The following is a 17,065-nucleotide window of genomic DNA, read 5'->3' as shown; positions in this document are numbered from 1 at the left end:
ATGCCGGAGGCTGCGGCATCGCTCCTTGGCGAGGCGCTCCGGCTGCTGAGGTCGCGCGGCTTCACGCCCAGCGGCTATCGGCGAGGCACGCGGTCATTCGATGGAGCACTTCCGTGTAAGGGCGGGCCGATCAAGGTCAGGCTCAGCGTCACCGACTGGGACTTTCTGACCTACCCCTCGATCAGGATCCTCGATCACCTCGATGTCCTGCCGCCCCTATCGCCGCACGTGTATGCATCGGGAGGTCTGTGCTACTTTGCCTCTGGCGCAGTGGTGTTGGACCGGTTCGATCCGGCAGAATCGATTGCGCAGTGCCTGGACCAGGCGCAACTCGTGCTGGATCGCATCCGGCATGACCCTGATTTCAGGCACGACGACATCCAGGACGAATTCCTGCAGCACTGGTCGCACGGCGAATCCTCCGCCGTCTATTCGGTGCTGATCGGGAACGTTGACCGAACGACCCAGTCGTCGAACTACTGGTTCTTGGACATTGCAGGTGCTTCGCACGCCGTTGTCGCCGACAACAAGGAGGAAGTCGAAGCGCTTGCCTTGGCGTTAGGGGCCCAGCCTCCCAAAGAGACGAAGTGTCCGTGCTGGCTGTTCGCAACTCAGACGCGGCCTGCGGTACCGAAAGCAATCCCGGCGACCATCAAAGAGCTATTCGCGTGGCTCCAGGCATGGGATCACCGGCTGTACCAGCAACTTCAACGCGTGCTCGAACGCGAGACACAGTATCTCAAGTACTCCATCGCAACGTTCGCCATCCACACACCGCTGGGGTGGCTAGGGTTCGGTTTTGATCTGGATCCGCTACATCGGCTTGGCGCTGCCAGGAAGCCTAGGCTCTATCGCCAATTTCTCCACACGAGAGGGGGAACGAGCAAGATCAGTAGGCTGGCGATCACCGAGTTCGGCCCGGACTTCGTCCACAGCCGCAATCTGACGTTCCCCGACCTGAAAGGAAAGAAGATCACCGTAGTCGGCTGCGGTGCCATCGGCTCGCATGTTGCACCGGGTCTCGTGCGGCTGGGCGCCGGCACGGGTGCAGGATGTCTGGACCTTGTGGACTACGATGACATGAAGCCGGAGAACCTTGGCCGGCATGTGCTGGGCTACCCTGCGCTCTTCAAGAGCAAAGCCGAAGCATTGGCCGAAGAGCTCAAGCGACAGTTCCCATTCGCAAAAATCCGGGCCCGCGTCCGCAGTGTCAAGGGACTCCCAGACCTCTTCGATGCGGATCTGGTGATTGATGCAACTGGCGAGGAGATTGTGAGCGAGATGATCAACGCCATGCGCCTGGACAAAGGCACTGAAGTACCGGTGCTCCACGTACGGATCCGGGGGAACGGGGAATGCGTCCAGACTTTCTGGGCAGAGGGGCGCCGCCTCGGATGCTTCCGATGCCTGTTGCAGGCTGAGCACAATCACTATCGGCAGGAGCGCTTCCCGGTCCTGAAAGAGCTGCCCACGCGCAAACAACTGGGCTGCAATGGCTTCACGCCGTACGCGGTCAGCGCACCGATGGCTGCGGCGGCGCTGTGCTTGGAAGTTGTAGTCGACTGGCTTCAATACGGACGGGCAAGCCCGCGATTCCGAACCAGCGCGATGGCCAATGCGAACGTCTACGGCGTCAAAAATCAGGACGTCTCTCGATTGGCTGCCTGCCCCGCTTGCGGGCCTCGTGATGCTCAAGCCACTGCCATTCGGCCGTAATGGCGCGATGCTGCTCATTGAGCCGCAATTATTGGAGCGGCTATTGGGCCTCAGGCAGCTGACGGCGTCCGCACCCGAGGCTGGCGGCATTCTGATGGGCTACCGCCGCGGCCCCCACACCCACGTGACAGAAGCTACCTTCCCGACGGCGGCAGATGTTCAGCGGCGTTTCGGATTCTTCCGTCATGCCACACATCACCAGCGGGTGTCGCGGCGTCGTTGGAAAGAAAGCGGCGAGACAATAGACTACGTCGGCGAATGGCACACGCACCCTGAAGACGCCCCCTTGCCATCAGGCGTCGACCTCAAGCACTGGCAGGACATCGCGCAGGGGGTTTCTAAACCGATGGTCTTCTTGATCGTCGGCCGAGTTTCTAACTGGTGCGGAGTCGGTATGGGGGCAGAATTGACATGCGTCTCCGACATGTAGGCCTCAATTCAAATCGCCGACCAATCAAAGATTGCCCCCCTCCAAACGGCTCCATATTGGTGATCGTTTTTACAGCGTGCGTCGGAACTCGAAATGACCGCCGGATTCACGACTGGTGAAATAGTTGCCGCTGAGGCGATCATAGGTGGCGACATCGACGACCAAAGACGCGGCTCCCTGGTAAACCATGTTCTGCCCGGGCGATTGATACTTTTCCCTCACCTCGTAGATGTAGTGGAGCAAGGGCCGCGCGGATTCCGGATCTTTCTTGACTGAAAGCGCTATGGTGCGCGACTCAGATCGTGGGGCATCCATCTCAATAGAAAGCGTGAAAAAATTCTGTTTGATCGACACGGTACCCAGTGCAAGACCAGTTTTTCCATCCTTTACCCAGTCAATGGATGCAGCCCAGGTTCCGTTGAGATCGGGATAGAGCCATTGATTGAGACGGGGCACTTTTTCCCATATCCAGCGCCAACCAACGTAGACGAAGAACAGTAGTCCGAGATCGATCACTACCGCACCGCTAAACACGCGAAGGAAGCTGACCTCAATACCTAGCCGTTCCATTCCAAGCGCCACAAGAAAAGCCAGCAGCGCATACAGTCCAGCTAGCATCGAAATCACTTTTGTCATCGGAAGAAGGCTAAACATCACGCCACCTTTCCGTGCTCAAAAACTATCGGGCCATATTGCTTCGACACAACTCCCGTGCAAATCACGCCCTCAAGGCAAGACCCGAAGGCAGCTGCAAGGTAGCGCCCACCGAACCTCAGTCCGTTCGCAGGAGTCTCCACTTGCGCGGAAATCGCGGGTGAAAAATAGACTGACACCTGGATGAGCGCAAGAGCTGTGTCAACGACGTGAAATCCATCGTGAAAAGGGCTCCCCTCCCGCGAGATATTCATCAAGACTTCAAATGTGGTTTTGTCATGGATGCCCCTTGGCTGTTCACTTCGCATAGGGAGGATTGGTATCGTAGACACGCCATCCCACACAATGACCCCCAGTCCAGAGAACGTTGTGTCAACCTGGGTATGAATCCTATGGAGGAGCGCCTTGAGCTTAGTTTTAGGCTCCATGGACTCTGGGGGCTTAGAAATCATGTGATTGGGTGGGCACGAGTTGCGTGGCGTATTGTCCGCCAGTATCTCCCGCATGCTCGTAGCGAACGCCAGTAGGCTTACGCCACATCTCGTGGTAGATCTGATGTTGGCCGGAGCACAGGAACCATTTTTATACCCAGCAACTTTAACCGGCACCATACCCTGGTCTGGTCAAGTAGACACGGAACGCATGGTCACCTTGCAGTGTACTTTGTGGTCAAGTGCATCTAGCTTCCGCAGCAATATACCTCTGCCGTCACATGCCTCCTGTATGGCCACTAAGACAATTGCTTTTAAAACGGTTGGTCCTGTGGGTAATCGTCAATTTAGTCACTTTTGCTGCATCACTTAATTGATGTCTCACTTTTTAGGTTCAGCCGACGAGTGAATTACGCCCTGTCGTCATAATTTATGTGTTTGATGGTGCTGTAAATGCCGTCGTGGCCCCCTCGAAGTTCTAGGCGCTGAGGAGGTCGGGTTCGTCGGGGGCGGAATATCAGCATCGGCGGCAAGCCGCCTCCGCAGAGCAGTTGAAGGATTTTAGTCAGATGATTATTCGCGATATTTGACTAGAAGATGTCGCTTGTATTAATTCAGAGGTTTTAAGTCGACTCGGTTGAGGCGGTGTAATCGGGCTATCTGCTCTGGGTCTGTGTTAAAAGATTCACGAATTGCTTGACGACTTAATCCGCTTGAAAGCAAATCGATTGCAGAGCGCGCGTGTTCCCTGTTACGGGAAGTCGTGTTGAGCCCTGCCGCTAGCAGAACTGTTGTAGGCGTCATATTTGTCTCTGCAAGAGCTAACGCTTGTGCTGCCCACAGTGCCAATCTACGATCTTTGTCGGCGTTGATTTTGCTTATCATCGTGTGCAGCCTACTGCCGGGTGGGGTTGCTCTGGTAATTGAAGAAACTCCTCTTGATGATAGTTGAGAAAGTCTTGATCTGGTGATCTTATGAGGGCGCCGTTCTATGCGAATCGCCTTCATTAATGCGAATACGAGGTCTCTTTCAATGTCATCTATTTTTGGATTTTTATGTTCTTTTTTTCTGTTGGTGGGAGTGCTCAAATTTTTGGAGGCAGGGATTTTTGCTGATGTAAGTTTGGTGATCGGTTTGAGTGGGGGGGCTGTAAAATCTGATGGGCTTAATTTTGCGGTGCTTATCAGCCAGTTCTGGTCCCTTATAATTGCTCTAAAGAGGGGGCGCGATGCACTGGCGAATATTTTTTTAAAATCTCCATTTTTTTTTAATAGTCGACCTAACTTCTTTCTATCGCTCTCAATCGGCGGCAGTGTTTTCAACTTTGGACACCATCTTTTAATCGAATCTGGATGATGGATCCTCAGGAGCCAGTAGAGTCGAGGGTGAGATCTCTGGAATTTCGTAGCCACCTCGCCTGGGTATGCTTTTGAAAAGTTCAGGAGGACTTCTTCGGCGTGCTTCAAACCGTAGACGTACTTCGGACTCCTTTGCTTGATGTGAATGCCGACAGTTCTATTTTTTGAAATTAATAGTGCGGATTCGTCGAAGGTTAGTCCAGCGGCAGTGAAGAGGGATGCAAAGTCCTCAGCTTTAAACCTCCCCAAATCCAGATTGAGTCTGAGATGGCAGTCGCTGCTCGGCGGCGCGATAACGAATTTGTGAGGAGAAATGCTGATTGGCTTACCGTAAACTTTGATAAGAGATTTGATATATCCTGTGGAGAAGTCATGCGGCGATAGTCCAAGAGCTTCGCTGGCGGCGGACTTGACTTGAGCGTGCGACCACAGTGAATTTTTAGAAAAAATTGAATCCGCACAAAATTTACTCAATCGCTTGAAGGCACTGCTTACTGGCGATTTTCTGACCGGCAATGACCGTAGATCCGCGCCGCATTCGCAGACGATGGGCATAGGTCGAAGTACCATTCTGTTAATTGGCACAACAAGCATTTTGCACTTGGGGCATGAAATTCTTAACCATTCTTCATGAACTGTGCATGTCAATGCGGGCTGCATCTGATGAATTCGATGAAGATAGGGCTCACCGTATTTTTTGAAGTCCTCATCAAGACAGGATGGACAGAAACGCACAGCGGGTTGGTGATTGCAAGGAATGAATCCAAGGGACCGAAGTCTCCCACTTCGTGTTCCATACCCCGCTGTCTCTAGGTTCAGCGGTCTCTTGTGAGCCGTGTTGAATACTCGAAAGAATTGACTTGTAGTTAACCTATCGGTGACTTCATTTCCTGGTAGCCCCATTTGATCGGTGATGAATGCTACGACTGCAGGATGAGGCGGGCTTGCCTGATAAATTGAAAGATTGGGACTGAGGTGGGCTACAGAATTTGATATTTTTCGAAAAACACTCTCACCATTGTGAACTACAAATCTTGTGAGAACCGAGCACAGAACTTCGTCTGGGTAAGGGGTGGGAACGTATGGCAGGAATACCATGAAGGGGCTTAGAGAGTTAGTTGGTGCCCAAGACCTTTAGGTGTGCTCGTTGATTCGTCGTTGAGCGTACGCGATAAGGTCCGCAGGCCATATACGAAGGCCTGCAGCACGCTGAATTTTCCATAATTTAATGTCGGACTCTCGTTGCACTAAAAAATCGATTGCGAAGTTAACCCTCCGAATTCTGAACGACTCAGGTGTCTCCGAAAAACGTGATAAGAGCGCCTTAAAGTGGGGTAGTTTGTCGCGGCGCCATTGAGAGGATTGCCCCAGCCCTGAGCAAAGCCGAGCTACTGAGATTCGCATGGGTGGTTCAGCCCTTAATAGCAAGATCATCCTAGTGAGAACTTTCGAGCAGAGCTCCTGATCTCGGGCCGGCCAATTCACCGTACCACGCGTGCTCACCGATTTGCGATATTGCGCATTGGAAGTAAGTAGCCAACTGCGATCATGTCGATAGAGCCAAGCATAGTCAGAAAAGCCCAGAGACCTTGCTTTGGAGATTCCCTCAACGCCAGGCGTTTTTAACACTCCCATCCACCGGTCACGCCGAGACGTTCGTTGTGCCATGAAAAGTGAACGTTGGCGGTGCAGTTTGGTGCCCTTCTCGTACGCTAATTCCCGATATATAGTTTGCACGGAAACCCCATTACGAAGGGCAATAGACTGCAATTCCAAACCTGACAACAAGTCGTGCCCTATCGAAGTTCGAGTTTGGGCGCCGACGAATTTACGACGCTCTTTCACTTCGATTTTTCGCTGTCTACGATACTTGACGATGGTGCCGACACTCTTGCCCGTTTGTTGAGCTATCTGACGGCAGGACAATGACGGGTTGCGTAGGAGATGTTCTATTTCAAGGCCTGGTACTTGTAGGGATTTCTTTGTCTCACCACGAGGAATCGCGTGCGCACTTCCTCGTGTCGCTTCGCGTGAAGACCGCTCTGCGTCAACTGCCAAGCTGAACTCTGCTATGGAGCCAAATAAAAAATCAATCATCAGCAGGTGGCATATCGGATGCAATGAGCGGTCAGGACGCTCAACCAGATCTTCAATCCAGCGCAAAGGACTTCTGGCGGTCTGCAGCAGTCGTGATTGATGCTGAAAGTTAGCGAAGTCGGCAAAGTAGTGCCTCACCTCAGTTGCAACTAATTGGTAGTCGAGGCTTCGACGGCTCGACTGAAAGCCTTTTGCCGACAGGCGGTTTCGATATACGTTGGAGCGATCGGCATTGTTTATCGGCGGTAGTGCTGCCAGCAGGAGATCCGCTGATAGTTGCGCAAATCGGAATTGAAAACCACATTCAGGGGTTATGCATTCCTCGCCGCTAGGAAGGCCTGGATACATTAGGGGTTGGCCAAATAGGCCTTCCTTTGGGACACTTTGTTGTTGCAACTGCAGAGAATGGCGGACGCAGCAGTTCACTCCGGGTAGATGGTGCTGCCGATGCCAGTAGTGGCAGCCGTTCATCTCAATATCTTCGGCTACACATGCGGGGCAAAAGCGGTGTGGCGTGTTGATTCCGAACCGGTTTGCAACGAGACCAAGCCGCAGTTTCAAGTCAAGGGAGTTACTTGAGCGCGAGTCCTCCATTAGTTGTGCATAGCGCTCGTGATCCAAGAACGGCCTGTGATACGGTAGCAGCGTACTGGCTTCCATAAGAGCGGCGAAAGAGTCGTGTGGCAGCGCCCCCGCGTATCGCTCGTTCATGGCATCGAAGTGAGTGGGAAGGGTAAGGCTGGGTGTAACCGTCCTGCCACCAAAAATTTTCCTCACTGCGTCTCGGCCCGTTCCCCACGCATTCAAGATTGCTAACCTGCACAGCCATGAATACAGCAGTTCGTCATGGAGCAGCTCAGGCGTGTAGCAGATAGTTGTTGAAGCGAGGCGAGCGCGGTGCACGTTTGCTAACTCCAGTCAATCAGCAAGTAGTCTCAGCGGGCCAGCGGATCCTCTAAGGGGAGGTCAACCGGCCGAGGCGAGGCCCTTTTTTTGTTCTTTGTCGCAGCGGGACTGGGGGGCACGCTCTCTTCGTGTACATCGTCAAACTCATCGTTTTTTACCCCTTTGGGTCGAGCAGGCTCCTCTGCCCCAAGCAGGGCGCGCATAGCTTTGTACCTAGGACTGAACAGCAGATCGTCAAACATTCGAAGCTTTGCAGGGTTCTTGCTGAGCAAGGCTGCAATTGCCGGTCCAAGAAATGCCATGTCAGTCGCCGCGGTTCGCTGAAACGCAGTAGCGTCGATAATTTCGCGCCCGCCAATCTCATTGTGCTGAGATAGTGTGAACGCGAGCGCCGCGAAGGCCGTATTTCCCGCTGAGGCCGTGTACCAAGCATCAAGGATTTCTTTCGTCAGCTTTGTCTTTGTCTTGACAAACGTATAGTCCCAATACGTATCGCAGAATTCTTCCCACTGAGGGCTATTCCTTGCCATCGGCTCAATTACCAAGCTCCCGAAGGAAGCGAGTTTGCGGGTGTTTCGTACCGCTCCTTCTACGACAGCTTGGACCGCTGGTGTTGCAAGCGCCAACAAGCTAATGCCGAGCCGCTCAATGATTTCACTGAATAGGTTTAGTACAAGCTCCGCATTTTGGGCGCGCGCGCTGCGCAAATTCTGAACTTCATCAACGACAATAAAGCCCAAGGAGACAGCTGTTGCGACTTTGTTCATCAAGTCGACCATGGGCGCAATATTGCGTAGCGCTGCCGCCTTCCGCGAATAGTCGGTTCCTAGCAGTCGGTCGATCTCGTTGAAGAATTGCAGGCACAACGACTTGAGTGTTGCGTCGTGAGGCACTCTGAGAAGAACGTATACGACCTGATGGCATTTCAGATCAGCTCCGTGATAATTCGAGTGGCAAATAACCTGCTTGTATCTCAGCAAAGCTGCAGCTGCGAAAGTAGTCTTGCCTTGCCCGCTAACAGACATCATGAAGTAGCCTTTAGCCGAAGGTTTCCAGTCAGCGGGCATTGGTAGACCATTGGTTCCGGTGGTGGCAATGGCGTGCCTCCTCTGCCGGTCCATCGTAGTCAAAGGGTGGCGCGCTACATAAGTGTCGCGGGCCATCTTGGCCAGGGTGAAGCCAGCCTTTTGATATTCAGGGAAAGGGTAGACGATGTCGTTGATGGTGGACAGCTCCATCAGTCGAACGACCTCGCTACTCCTGCGAAGCGTTGCCGACGGCTTCGCTGGGTAGTGCGCGAGGTTAGTCAGAAAGTCACTTTTGCTTTGCTCCAGAGGCGGCATTGCCTCAATGAACGGATTGCCTGCAAATCGAGAAACTCCTGTATCGTGATACACCGCAGGGAATATCTCAACATCCTTCATCGCTTGCTCCTGTTTAGCTTCACTAGTTCTACCAATCGAGCCTTCTCCTCTCGCTCCACTTCACTCCAGCTTTTCCCAACGGACGCACTGGCCGTGTGCTCTTCGAACTCTGTGTGTGTTTGGGCATGCAACTTGTTTTTGAGTTTTGCGGTTTCTTGATACCTAGCTCGTTGCATATCAACATTAGGTAAACGTTCGGCGGGGGCGCTCTTATGCCGGTTGTTGACAGGCTTGGCCGCCTTTGCGGCAACCCGTACGCGTCGACTTTCATGGTCGGAGCGGGCCCAAAGGCGTGCATTGACAGCCGCGAAGGCCTCCTCCTCGTCAATTGAAATTCCTTCGCTGTCCCTTGCGTCACCAGCGCCCATCACGAAACACGGCCATTCGCCGTGTCTGCTCGCTATCATGATTACCGCTGGCTGCGTCTTGTCGAGTCGGATGTCCAGAGAAGGCCTGTTTCTGGGCGATCGCCTGATGTAGTCGATTGCGGCCTCGTTAGAGGGATGATATGCACGAGTCTTGTAGCGAAGAACACCTCCTGAAATACTCGCTTTATCTGAACTGAGTAACAGTCGGTAATAGTCTTCTTCCGTGTACGGTGCAGACCGAAGTCCCGTTATGTTTTCGAGTCCCCAAACATACGCATTTTTCGGCGTAGGTTCGATGCCGTGTTGTGTAAGGATTTTTCGACGCTTGAGGGCTTGATGGGGACGGTTGTTGTAGTCCTTCACAATTTCGATTAACGCTCGGTACGCATCCGCAAGTGTGTGCACTGCAGCAGCTTCAGCCTTACGTGCGGCCCTTCTTGATTGAGGATCTAAGGGACGGTCTGCGTAAACACCTTTCATCCCCGATGCCGCCATGCGCTGCTTGATAGTGCGGATTAGCCTCTCTACTATTGCTTTGCCGTCTGGGCATAGAGGGGGGAGTGGCGTCAGGTCGATGCGCAGATCATCGACCACGCTTTGCAACATAGATCCACTCATGAAGTCGGATCCACGATCAGGACAGATAACGGCTGGAATGCAGCCTATAGGCCATTGATTGTCAGAAACTTCTATGCCCAATCTCGAGAAGCGTTTTTCGCGAGAGGTAAATGCAATTAAGAGCGTATTGCGAACTTCCTCGTACGAAGGCGCGCGCAAAGAGATGTACGCTGAGACGACAAATCTACTCCACCGGTCAATTAGGAAGTAAATGGTTGGTTTGCCTACCACTACAGGATTTTTTTCGCTGGAGACTAGGTAGAGTCGCCCTCCGGTAGAATCGATCTCATATATTTCACCTGGACCTGCCGAAACTAGCGAGTTGGTGTTGGCAGGGTCACGACGAAGCCTGCGCTCATTTCGTGCTAAGTCTTCCGTAAGCTGCAACTCACCATTTATGTAGTAGCAAAACTGGCGATAGGTTACTGGCTCTGATATCTGTTTTTTTATGTACTGGCGATAAGTATCAGGGTGGCTCTTCTGGAAAAAAGTGCTTAAGTAGGTTTCGTGCGCAGTGGTCTTATTTGTTGGCCCCTTTCTGAGCAATTGCTTATAGCATCTGAGCATGTCGTCGACATCATCCGGAGTGACAACAAAATTATTAGGACCTAGTTCATCGCTCAGAATAGTTTTCCGGCCGCGGCGATTATTGGCCTTATCCGGAATTTCGCCATTTGCATGGTCTTTTTCACCTGACTCTTCACGACCCCTCGTGGTGCGCTTGGGGCCGCGAGGCAGTGCAACCAGTGCTATTTTTGTGCTGCCGAAGTAGTAGTAACGAAGGATGAGACGGTGCAGCGTCTTTTCCGCAACGTCTATGCTTAAAGCTCTCTCTCGAATTAAGGCGGTAAAGTGATGTCTCGATAGGTTCGTCCTATTTTCAAATGCTTGTATTACAGGCGCGATCTGGACCCATGCTGATTGAATTTTTCCTGCCTGAGAACTACCGCTTTCGGCTGGCACGGAGAGCTGTTGTGGAAGTACTATGCGACCCCATTTCGATGTAGGTGAGGTGAGCGCGCTAAGTTGATTCCAAGAATAGAAAATCGGTCGTTTGGCATACCTGGCTTCTTCGGGTGTGCCCACCCACATCGCATATACCCCATCCTCAAAAATATGAGTTAGGCGAAGATACCGACCTGGTCGTTCGGAGTCATGCAGTGCCAAGCCTACATGAAGGGTTGGCTGATTGGGTAGCGCACGAAAATCAGTCATCGCTTCTTCTGATTCAAAAACAGTGGTCGATTGAGCGCCAACGGATGACCAAGCGAGATATCTATTTGACCTGACCAAGCACAGTACCGAAACATGTCCAGCACCTGCGAATTGGGGAGTCGAAGAGTCTTGGTGAGCCTTGCCACTAACTCACTGAGCAACTCGTTGCTTTTGTAGAAGCTCTCGAAAGCAAGTAAGAAGCGTGGATCAAGTTGTGTTTCCGGATTGAAACGATGGCGAAACCACCCACGCATGAAGCGCAGGATTTCAAGTAGTGTCTTATTGAAGCGCGACGTATCTACCAACGTCCAAGGTATGCCTCGTTCTTGACACCATCTGTGCTCCACCTCTAAACGCAATCTCTTTGACGGATCGGCCGCATCTTCAGAAGTCTTAACGCTCGCTGCACGGTAGCTCTTTCCGTCCGCCGTCAGTTCCGTGATCAGAAAGTCGATCGTGAAGGGCTCCGGCAACCCTCTCTTATATATGTGTCGAACCTCAAGTTCCGTACAGAGCTCTAGAGTCCTATCCAAATCCAAGATAGGCCATTGCTCTCGAATGTCCACCACACTCTCACGACGTTCCATAAGGTACAGATAGGTGGCCTCCAGATCGGAAAGACCTTGATGCGGGCGACCCGTAACGATGCCATGCCCACCCAACGAAGTGCCGCGTGAAGGAACGTCGCGTATGTAAAGCCAAGGCAGGTACTCGGCGCCCTGGAGCAGGCCTCGTCCCCTCTTGACGCGTGCTCTTAAATGGCTGGGGTAGAGGAGGGGGTCTGGTTTCCAATGCACGCGTCCATTCTGAGGGAATCACCAAAAAAGTCCATAAAAATTGTTTAAAAAGTCCAAAACATTAGTCGAATAAGGTTTTGATCGTAAAAATAAAACCTGTAACCCGTAAATAGAACCTGTAAGGGTTCAGTGCACCCTGTACCGCTGGGTTCCAAGCGCCTCAGTTGAGGCGCTTTTTTGTCAAATCACCAAGCTATGGGAGAGTTGGATGGGCTGCTTCAGGCTGGTTGCAGACATACGGGATGCGTCATCGAATGAGTACTATCGGCCACAACCGGACATTGGATGCACCATGACCATTGAGCCTAAATTTGGATGGGGTCCAAAGACAATGCCTCGACCGAGCAAGTCAGACATGAATCGTTTGGCTGGGATGGTTATCAACCGCCCACCGTCGCGCTGCGGTTGACCTCCTTGGCCTGCGCCCTGCTTGTGCTGATACTCCTGCCCGTGAAAGGATGCAGCCATATGCAGGTGGAGCTGTATCGCCAGGCGATTCCTCCTCAATTCGAGCTGGTGGAGGCTCTGCACCACGATGAGATCGTTGGTTTCCGAGAGGGGTGTGGATACGCAATCTTCCGGCTTTCAGAAGACAACCTGGCGCGCATTCGTCGCCAGGGCCTGGCTTACTTCGACGCGGCCCAGCTTGGGCGGGATGGCAAGCCCTACCACCAATACCAGCCGTGGCAAGCCACGCTGACCGATGCGCATGACCAGCTGTTCCGCGGGCAGAGCTGCGCAGGTGAACCGCCTGAATTGCTGGAGCAGGCTCAGCGCGCAGTTGGCAAAGAAGGGGCGTTCTTCACTACCGGCCACGAGCAGGATCTGGTGGTTGTTCCCGAGTTGGGATTGCTCATCTACTCCTACAACGGTTGACCGAACGGCTCCGCTTTATCTATTGCACCTTCTACCTTGTGCATCATCTCATCGCCATATCCTCCCAACGAGGCTCAGCAATGGCATCAACCAGGCATAGATCTGCGCGATCGCGTGCACATTTGAACGGAGTTGCTTGTTCGTTCAGTCAATCCACTACCTTGAACGACCAACCTCGAAGTAGCCGACCAAATTCAATGCGCAATCAACTGCACAGTTAGGCGCATGGGCCCCTCGGGCTACAACTTGGACTACCCAGCTTTGCGTCCTATGTCCAAATCTCTGTCCAAGAGACAGTCGATAAATGCACCCAAGAGCGCTGGTCGATGCTGCCTGTTCGGGTAGTAGAGGAACAGCCCGGGGCGTGAGATCGACCAGTCCGCCAAGACCTGGACCAACCTGCCGTGGGCCAAGTGCTCGGCCACACCATCTCGTTCGAAGTGATAAGCAATGCCGAGCCCGTTCAGCGCAGCAGCGATGCCAATGTCAGCGTGATTGGTGACGACCGGCCCATCCACCGCGACTTCCAGTTTTTGGCCCTTCTTTTCGAACTCCCAGCGGTACTGTCTGCCGTCCATCTGGAGCCGCCAGTTGATACACGCGTGGCTGTGCAAATCTGCGGGTGTCTTAGGGACCCCTCGCGCAGCCAGATAGCCTGGAGAAGCTACTGCAACCATGTTCAGGTCTGGGCTGAGACGCACGGCAATCATGTCCTTCTCAAGTCGTCCACCCACGCGGATGCCCGCGTCGAAGCGGCCCACAACGATATCTGCCAGAGCGTCGTCGACCACGATGTCGAGCAGCACTTCAGGATAGGCCTGGTGGAAGCGTGAAAGCCTGGGCGAAATGATGGTTCTCGCTGCGATCCCCAGCGTGTTGATGCGAAGCGTGCCTGTGGTGTGCCCTGCAGCCTCGGTGGCTTCAGCGACTGCTGCATCCATTTCCCGAAACAGTGGGGCTATGCGCCCATAAAGCAGTTCGCCACTTGCAGAGGGCGAGACGCTTCGTGTCGTCCTATTCAGAAGGCGCGTGCCGATCCGGGCTTCGAGCTGTCGAATGGTCTGGCTGAGCGCAGACGGCGAAAGGCCCAGATTTTCAGCCGCGCGGGCAAAGCTCTTGCGTTCGACCACGGCAGCAAAAGCTTTTAGCTCAGCAAATTCGAACCCGCGCATTATGTATTCCTTGCTACATAGCTAATTCGAATTCTAGATGATTCACTTATTTCACAGCGGCACGCATCCTTAGGCTTCATTCAACACACGGAGCACCAGCATGCACCCCTCGACTCTTCCTGAACCCATTGCCGCGTACTTCGCGGCTGAGCACAACCCTGAGGCCTTGGGGCGTTGTTTCACACCGCAAGCGGTCATGAAGGACGATGGCCACACCTACATCGGCGTCGAAGCAATCACAGCCTTTATGGCCGAGGCATCCGCCAAGTACAGAGCTACGACCGTGCCGTTTGCGCTGGAACGTGAGGAGGGCCTCCAGATCGTCCGCGCCAAGGTCACAGGCAACTTCCCTGGCAGCCCGATCAATCTGTCCTATCGCTTTCGCCTGGAACGCGGCCTGATTTCATTGCTGGAGGTCACAGCATGAACTTCGATCTTCAATTGAAAGGCCAGCGCGCCGTGGTTACCGGCGGCACCAAGGGTTTGGGAGCTGCTGTCGTCAAGAGCCTCCAAGAAGTCGGAGTGCAGGTCATGACAACTGCGCGCTCTGCACCAGACAGGCCGCTCGAAGGTGTGACTTACGTCCAGACTGACCTCACGACGGCGGAAGGCGTGAGCGAACTGGCGCGCGTGGTGAAGGAGCAGTGGGGCGGTGTCGATATCCTGATCAACTCCGTCGGAGGCTCGACCGCTCCGGCAGGTGGTTTTGCGGCACTGGATGACGCTGTGTGGCTCAGTGAGCTGAATCTGAATCTGATGTCAGCAGTGCGTCTTGACCGTGCGCTGTTGCCCACCATGTTGGCCAAGGGTACAGGGGTTGTCCTGCATGTGACGTCGATACAGCGTGTGCTTCCACTTCCGGAGTCAACGACCGCGTACGCCGCCGCCAAGGGTGCCCTCTCGACCTACAGCAAATCCTTGTCAAAGGAGGTCACACCGAAAGGAGTGCGCGTTCTGCGCGTCTCGCCAGGCTGGATTGAAACCGAGGCTTCGGTAACGTTCGCCGAGCGGATGGGCGCAGAAGCGGGCACGGACTACGAGGGCGGGAAGAAGATGGTGATGGACTGGCTCGGCGGAATTCCGGTCGGGCGGCCTGCCACGCCAGAGGAAGTTGCCGACCTGATCACCTTCCTGGTGTCTCCTCGCGCAGCATCGGTGTCGGGCTCAGAGCACGTGATCGATGGTGGGACAGTACCAACCGTGTAGAACCTTCACAAGGCTCTACAGATACTCCCACAGGTCATGAGTTTGGACGATTATCTGATTTCTGTAGGTTGGGCTCCGGAAACTTTGCGTAGGGTTGCACAAGGCAGCGGATGTGCGACACGCCAACTCTAGGTATCACTGTCAACTTATGCTGCCGGTACAAACAATTCGCGCTCTTGACGTTGTCTATCCAGAGATCTGCCCGGTAACACATGATCTTGGATGCAGCGGAGCATCACGCTGGATGGTGAAAGTCGTCAGGTGTAGGGCTGCGGTGTCGCCTTATAGCCATGCCCAGATCCGGCGCAGCAATGCGGGCGCCGGTCGAGCGGGACGGAATACATAACGGGTTGGTTTGTGCATGGCCTTAGCGGTATCGGTTTTTGCAATACTGTACAAAACATCAGTATTATGCACAAGAGTGCAAACGCACCTATTGAACATCTGGCCTCTCGCCCGAGGCATCAGAATTAGCGTGCCACCGTCTTCCGCTCCACCTGATGTCTTTAGCCCTCGCACCCACCGAACTCCGGGGCTTCATCCTCACCCGCCACTGGCGCGACCTCCCTGACGGCACCGAGCTTGAATACTGGCTGGCCACCGACGAGGGGGCGAAGAAGGTGCTTCTGAGCCGGCAGACCTCAGTCGCCTTCCTGCCGGCCCTCCATCGGGCTGCAGCGCAGACCTCACTGGCGATCCTGCAGGGCCTGGAGGTGAAGGAGCTCGATCTGAAGACATTCGATCAGCAGCCCGTCCTCGGTGTCTACGCCCGCAGGTTCCGCGATCTGGGCAAGCTGACGCGCGCGCTCCAGCCACTGGGGATACCACTCTACGAAGCCGATGTTCGCCCGCACGACCGCTACCTGATGGAGCGGTTCATCACAGCCGGTGTTCTGGTCGAGGGCGGCCAGCGCGAAGGCTCGACCATCCTCGACGGCCGCTTGAAGCCCGCGACCGGTTGGCGCCCGGTGTTGAAGGTGGTGTCGCTGGACATCGAGACGAGCGCGACCGAGGAGCTTTACTCGATCGCACTGGATGGTGCGGGCGACCGAGTGGTCTTCATGCTGGGGGAGACGCCAGCGCGAGCTTCGGTGTCGGAACCAACTGTGCCACCGATGGACTTCAGGCTTGTGTACTGCTCAACTCGCCGAGGGATGATCGAGCAGCTCAATGCCTGGTTTGCGGACCATGACCCGGATGTCATCGTCGGCTGGAGCGTGATCCAGTTCGATCTGCGGGTGCTGCAGAAGGCGGCCGATGCGAACTCCGTGCAACTGCTGCTCGGACGCGAGCGCCGCCCCATCGCGTGGCGTACGCACCCCGGCCGCCAGGGCTACCTGTTCGCACCCATGCCCGGACGTGTGGTCGTTGATGGCATCGAAGCGCTGCGGGCGGGCATGTGGAGCTTCCCGTCGTTCAGCCTTGAAGCGGTCTCGCAAGCACTGCTGGGCGAGGGCAAGGAGATCGGAGACGCTTACGACAAGATGGCGGAGATCGAGCGGCGCTACCAGGAAGACAAGCCCGCGCTGGCCAGCTACAACATCCGCGACTGCGCGCTCGTCCTGCGCATCTTCGACAAACTGGAGCTGCTGCCGTTCGTGCTGGAGCGAGCGCAGACGACGGGTTTGCAGATAGATCACTTTGGTGGTTCCATTGCTGCGTTCAGCCACCACTACCTGCCGCGCATGCACCGTCTGGGTTACGTAGCGCCCAACGTGGGTGACATCGCGGCCAAGGCCTTTCCAGGCGGTTATGTGATGGACTCCACCCCGGGCTTCTACGACTCAGTCGTGGTC

General features: G+C 54.4%; 13 protein-coding genes and 1 pseudogene. 6 read left to right on the top strand and 8 right to left on the bottom strand.

Annotation, left to right across the window (positions count from 1 at the left end):
* Complete coding sequence (locus DBR23_RS23640; RefSeq protein WP_056642852.1) at window positions 1-1,716, top strand: ThiF family adenylyltransferase; 1,716 nt, start codon at window positions 1-3, stop codon at window positions 1,714-1,716.
* Window positions 1,688-2,146, top strand: a complete 459-nt coding sequence (locus DBR23_RS23635) for a Mov34/MPN/PAD-1 family protein (protein WP_158276489.1) — start codon at window positions 1,688-1,690, stop codon at window positions 2,144-2,146. The genes DBR23_RS23640 and DBR23_RS23635 overlap by 29 nt, the downstream gene beginning before the upstream one ends.
* A gap of 69 nt (window positions 2,147-2,215) precedes the next feature.
* Here the strand turns inward: DBR23_RS23635 and DBR23_RS23630 are convergent, their stop codons facing one another.
* The 7 genes and pseudogenes from DBR23_RS23630 to DBR23_RS23600 all read right to left on the bottom strand — a co-directional run bounded on the left by DBR23_RS23630 (window position 2,216) and on the right by DBR23_RS23600 (window position 11,805).
* Entirely contained in the window at window positions 2,216-2,800 is a 585-nt protein-coding gene (locus DBR23_RS23630; protein WP_056642858.1) for a hypothetical protein, read from the bottom strand.
* Between the two features lie 1,040 nt (window positions 2,801-3,840).
* Window positions 3,841-5,145: a hypothetical protein gene (locus tag DBR23_RS23620; RefSeq protein ID WP_233250702.1), complete on the bottom strand. Its 1,305-nt coding sequence runs from the start codon at window positions 5,143-5,145 to the stop codon at window positions 3,841-3,843.
* A gap of 75 nt (window positions 5,146-5,220) precedes the next feature.
* Window positions 5,221-5,688 (bottom strand): annotated as a pseudogene (locus DBR23_RS32360) (TniQ family protein); the annotation flags it as partial.
* A gap of 36 nt (window positions 5,689-5,724) precedes the next feature.
* Window positions 5,725-7,590, bottom strand: coding sequence for a TnsD family Tn7-like transposition protein (locus DBR23_RS23615; protein ID WP_082564902.1), 1,866 nt, complete (start codon window positions 7,588-7,590; stop codon window positions 5,725-5,727).
* Window positions 7,591-7,622: 32 nt separating this feature from the next.
* Window positions 7,623-9,017, bottom strand: a complete 1,395-nt coding sequence (locus tag DBR23_RS23610; protein WP_056642864.1) for an ATP-binding protein — start codon at window positions 9,015-9,017, stop codon at window positions 7,623-7,625.
* Window positions 9,014-11,218, bottom strand: coding sequence for a DDE-type integrase/transposase/recombinase (locus DBR23_RS23605; RefSeq protein ID WP_082564903.1), 2,205 nt, complete (start codon window positions 11,216-11,218; stop codon window positions 9,014-9,016). Before DBR23_RS23605 ends, DBR23_RS23610 begins: the two co-directional genes overlap by 4 nt.
* Window positions 11,215-11,805: a TnsA endonuclease N-terminal domain-containing protein gene (locus tag DBR23_RS23600; RefSeq protein WP_082564904.1), complete on the bottom strand. Its 591-nt coding sequence runs from the start codon at window positions 11,803-11,805 to the stop codon at window positions 11,215-11,217. Before DBR23_RS23600 ends, DBR23_RS23605 begins: the two co-directional genes overlap by 4 nt.
* 525 nt (window positions 11,806-12,330) lie before the next feature.
* Between DBR23_RS23600 and DBR23_RS23595 the strand changes: the two genes are divergently transcribed.
* Window positions 12,331-12,891 (top strand): hypothetical protein, encoded by a 561-nt coding sequence (locus DBR23_RS23595; RefSeq protein WP_108499777.1) that lies wholly within the window; start codon window positions 12,331-12,333, stop codon window positions 12,889-12,891.
* A 251-nt stretch (window positions 12,892-13,142) separates the two neighbouring features.
* On the opposite strand, the gene DBR23_RS23590 is transcribed toward DBR23_RS23595, so the two are convergent.
* Window positions 13,143-14,063, bottom strand: coding sequence for a LysR family transcriptional regulator (locus DBR23_RS23590; RefSeq protein WP_108499776.1), 921 nt, complete (start codon window positions 14,061-14,063; stop codon window positions 13,143-13,145).
* 100 nt (window positions 14,064-14,163) lie between these two features.
* Between DBR23_RS23590 and DBR23_RS23585 the strand changes: the two genes are divergently transcribed.
* The 3 genes from DBR23_RS23585 to DBR23_RS23575 all read left to right on the top strand — a co-directional run.
* Window positions 14,164-14,490, top strand: a complete 327-nt coding sequence (locus DBR23_RS23585) for a nuclear transport factor 2 family protein (protein WP_056058503.1) — start codon at window positions 14,164-14,166, stop codon at window positions 14,488-14,490.
* Complete coding sequence (locus DBR23_RS23580; protein ID WP_108499775.1) at window positions 14,487-15,269, top strand: SDR family oxidoreductase; 783 nt, start codon at window positions 14,487-14,489, stop codon at window positions 15,267-15,269. The genes DBR23_RS23585 and DBR23_RS23580 overlap by 4 nt, the downstream gene beginning before the upstream one ends.
* A 500-nt stretch (window positions 15,270-15,769) precedes the next feature.
* On the top strand, window positions 15,770-17,065 hold a 1,296-nt coding region (locus DBR23_RS23575; RefSeq protein ID WP_304466237.1), incomplete at its 3' end, for a 3'-5' exonuclease.

It is taken from the genome of Acidovorax sp. HMWF018, assembly GCF_003061035.1.
GTDB classification, from domain to species: Bacteria; Pseudomonadota; Gammaproteobacteria; order Burkholderiales; family Burkholderiaceae_C; genus Acidovorax; species Acidovorax delafieldii.
Note: the sequence above shows the minus strand (reverse complement) of the source record. Positions and strands in the feature narration are given on the sequence as shown.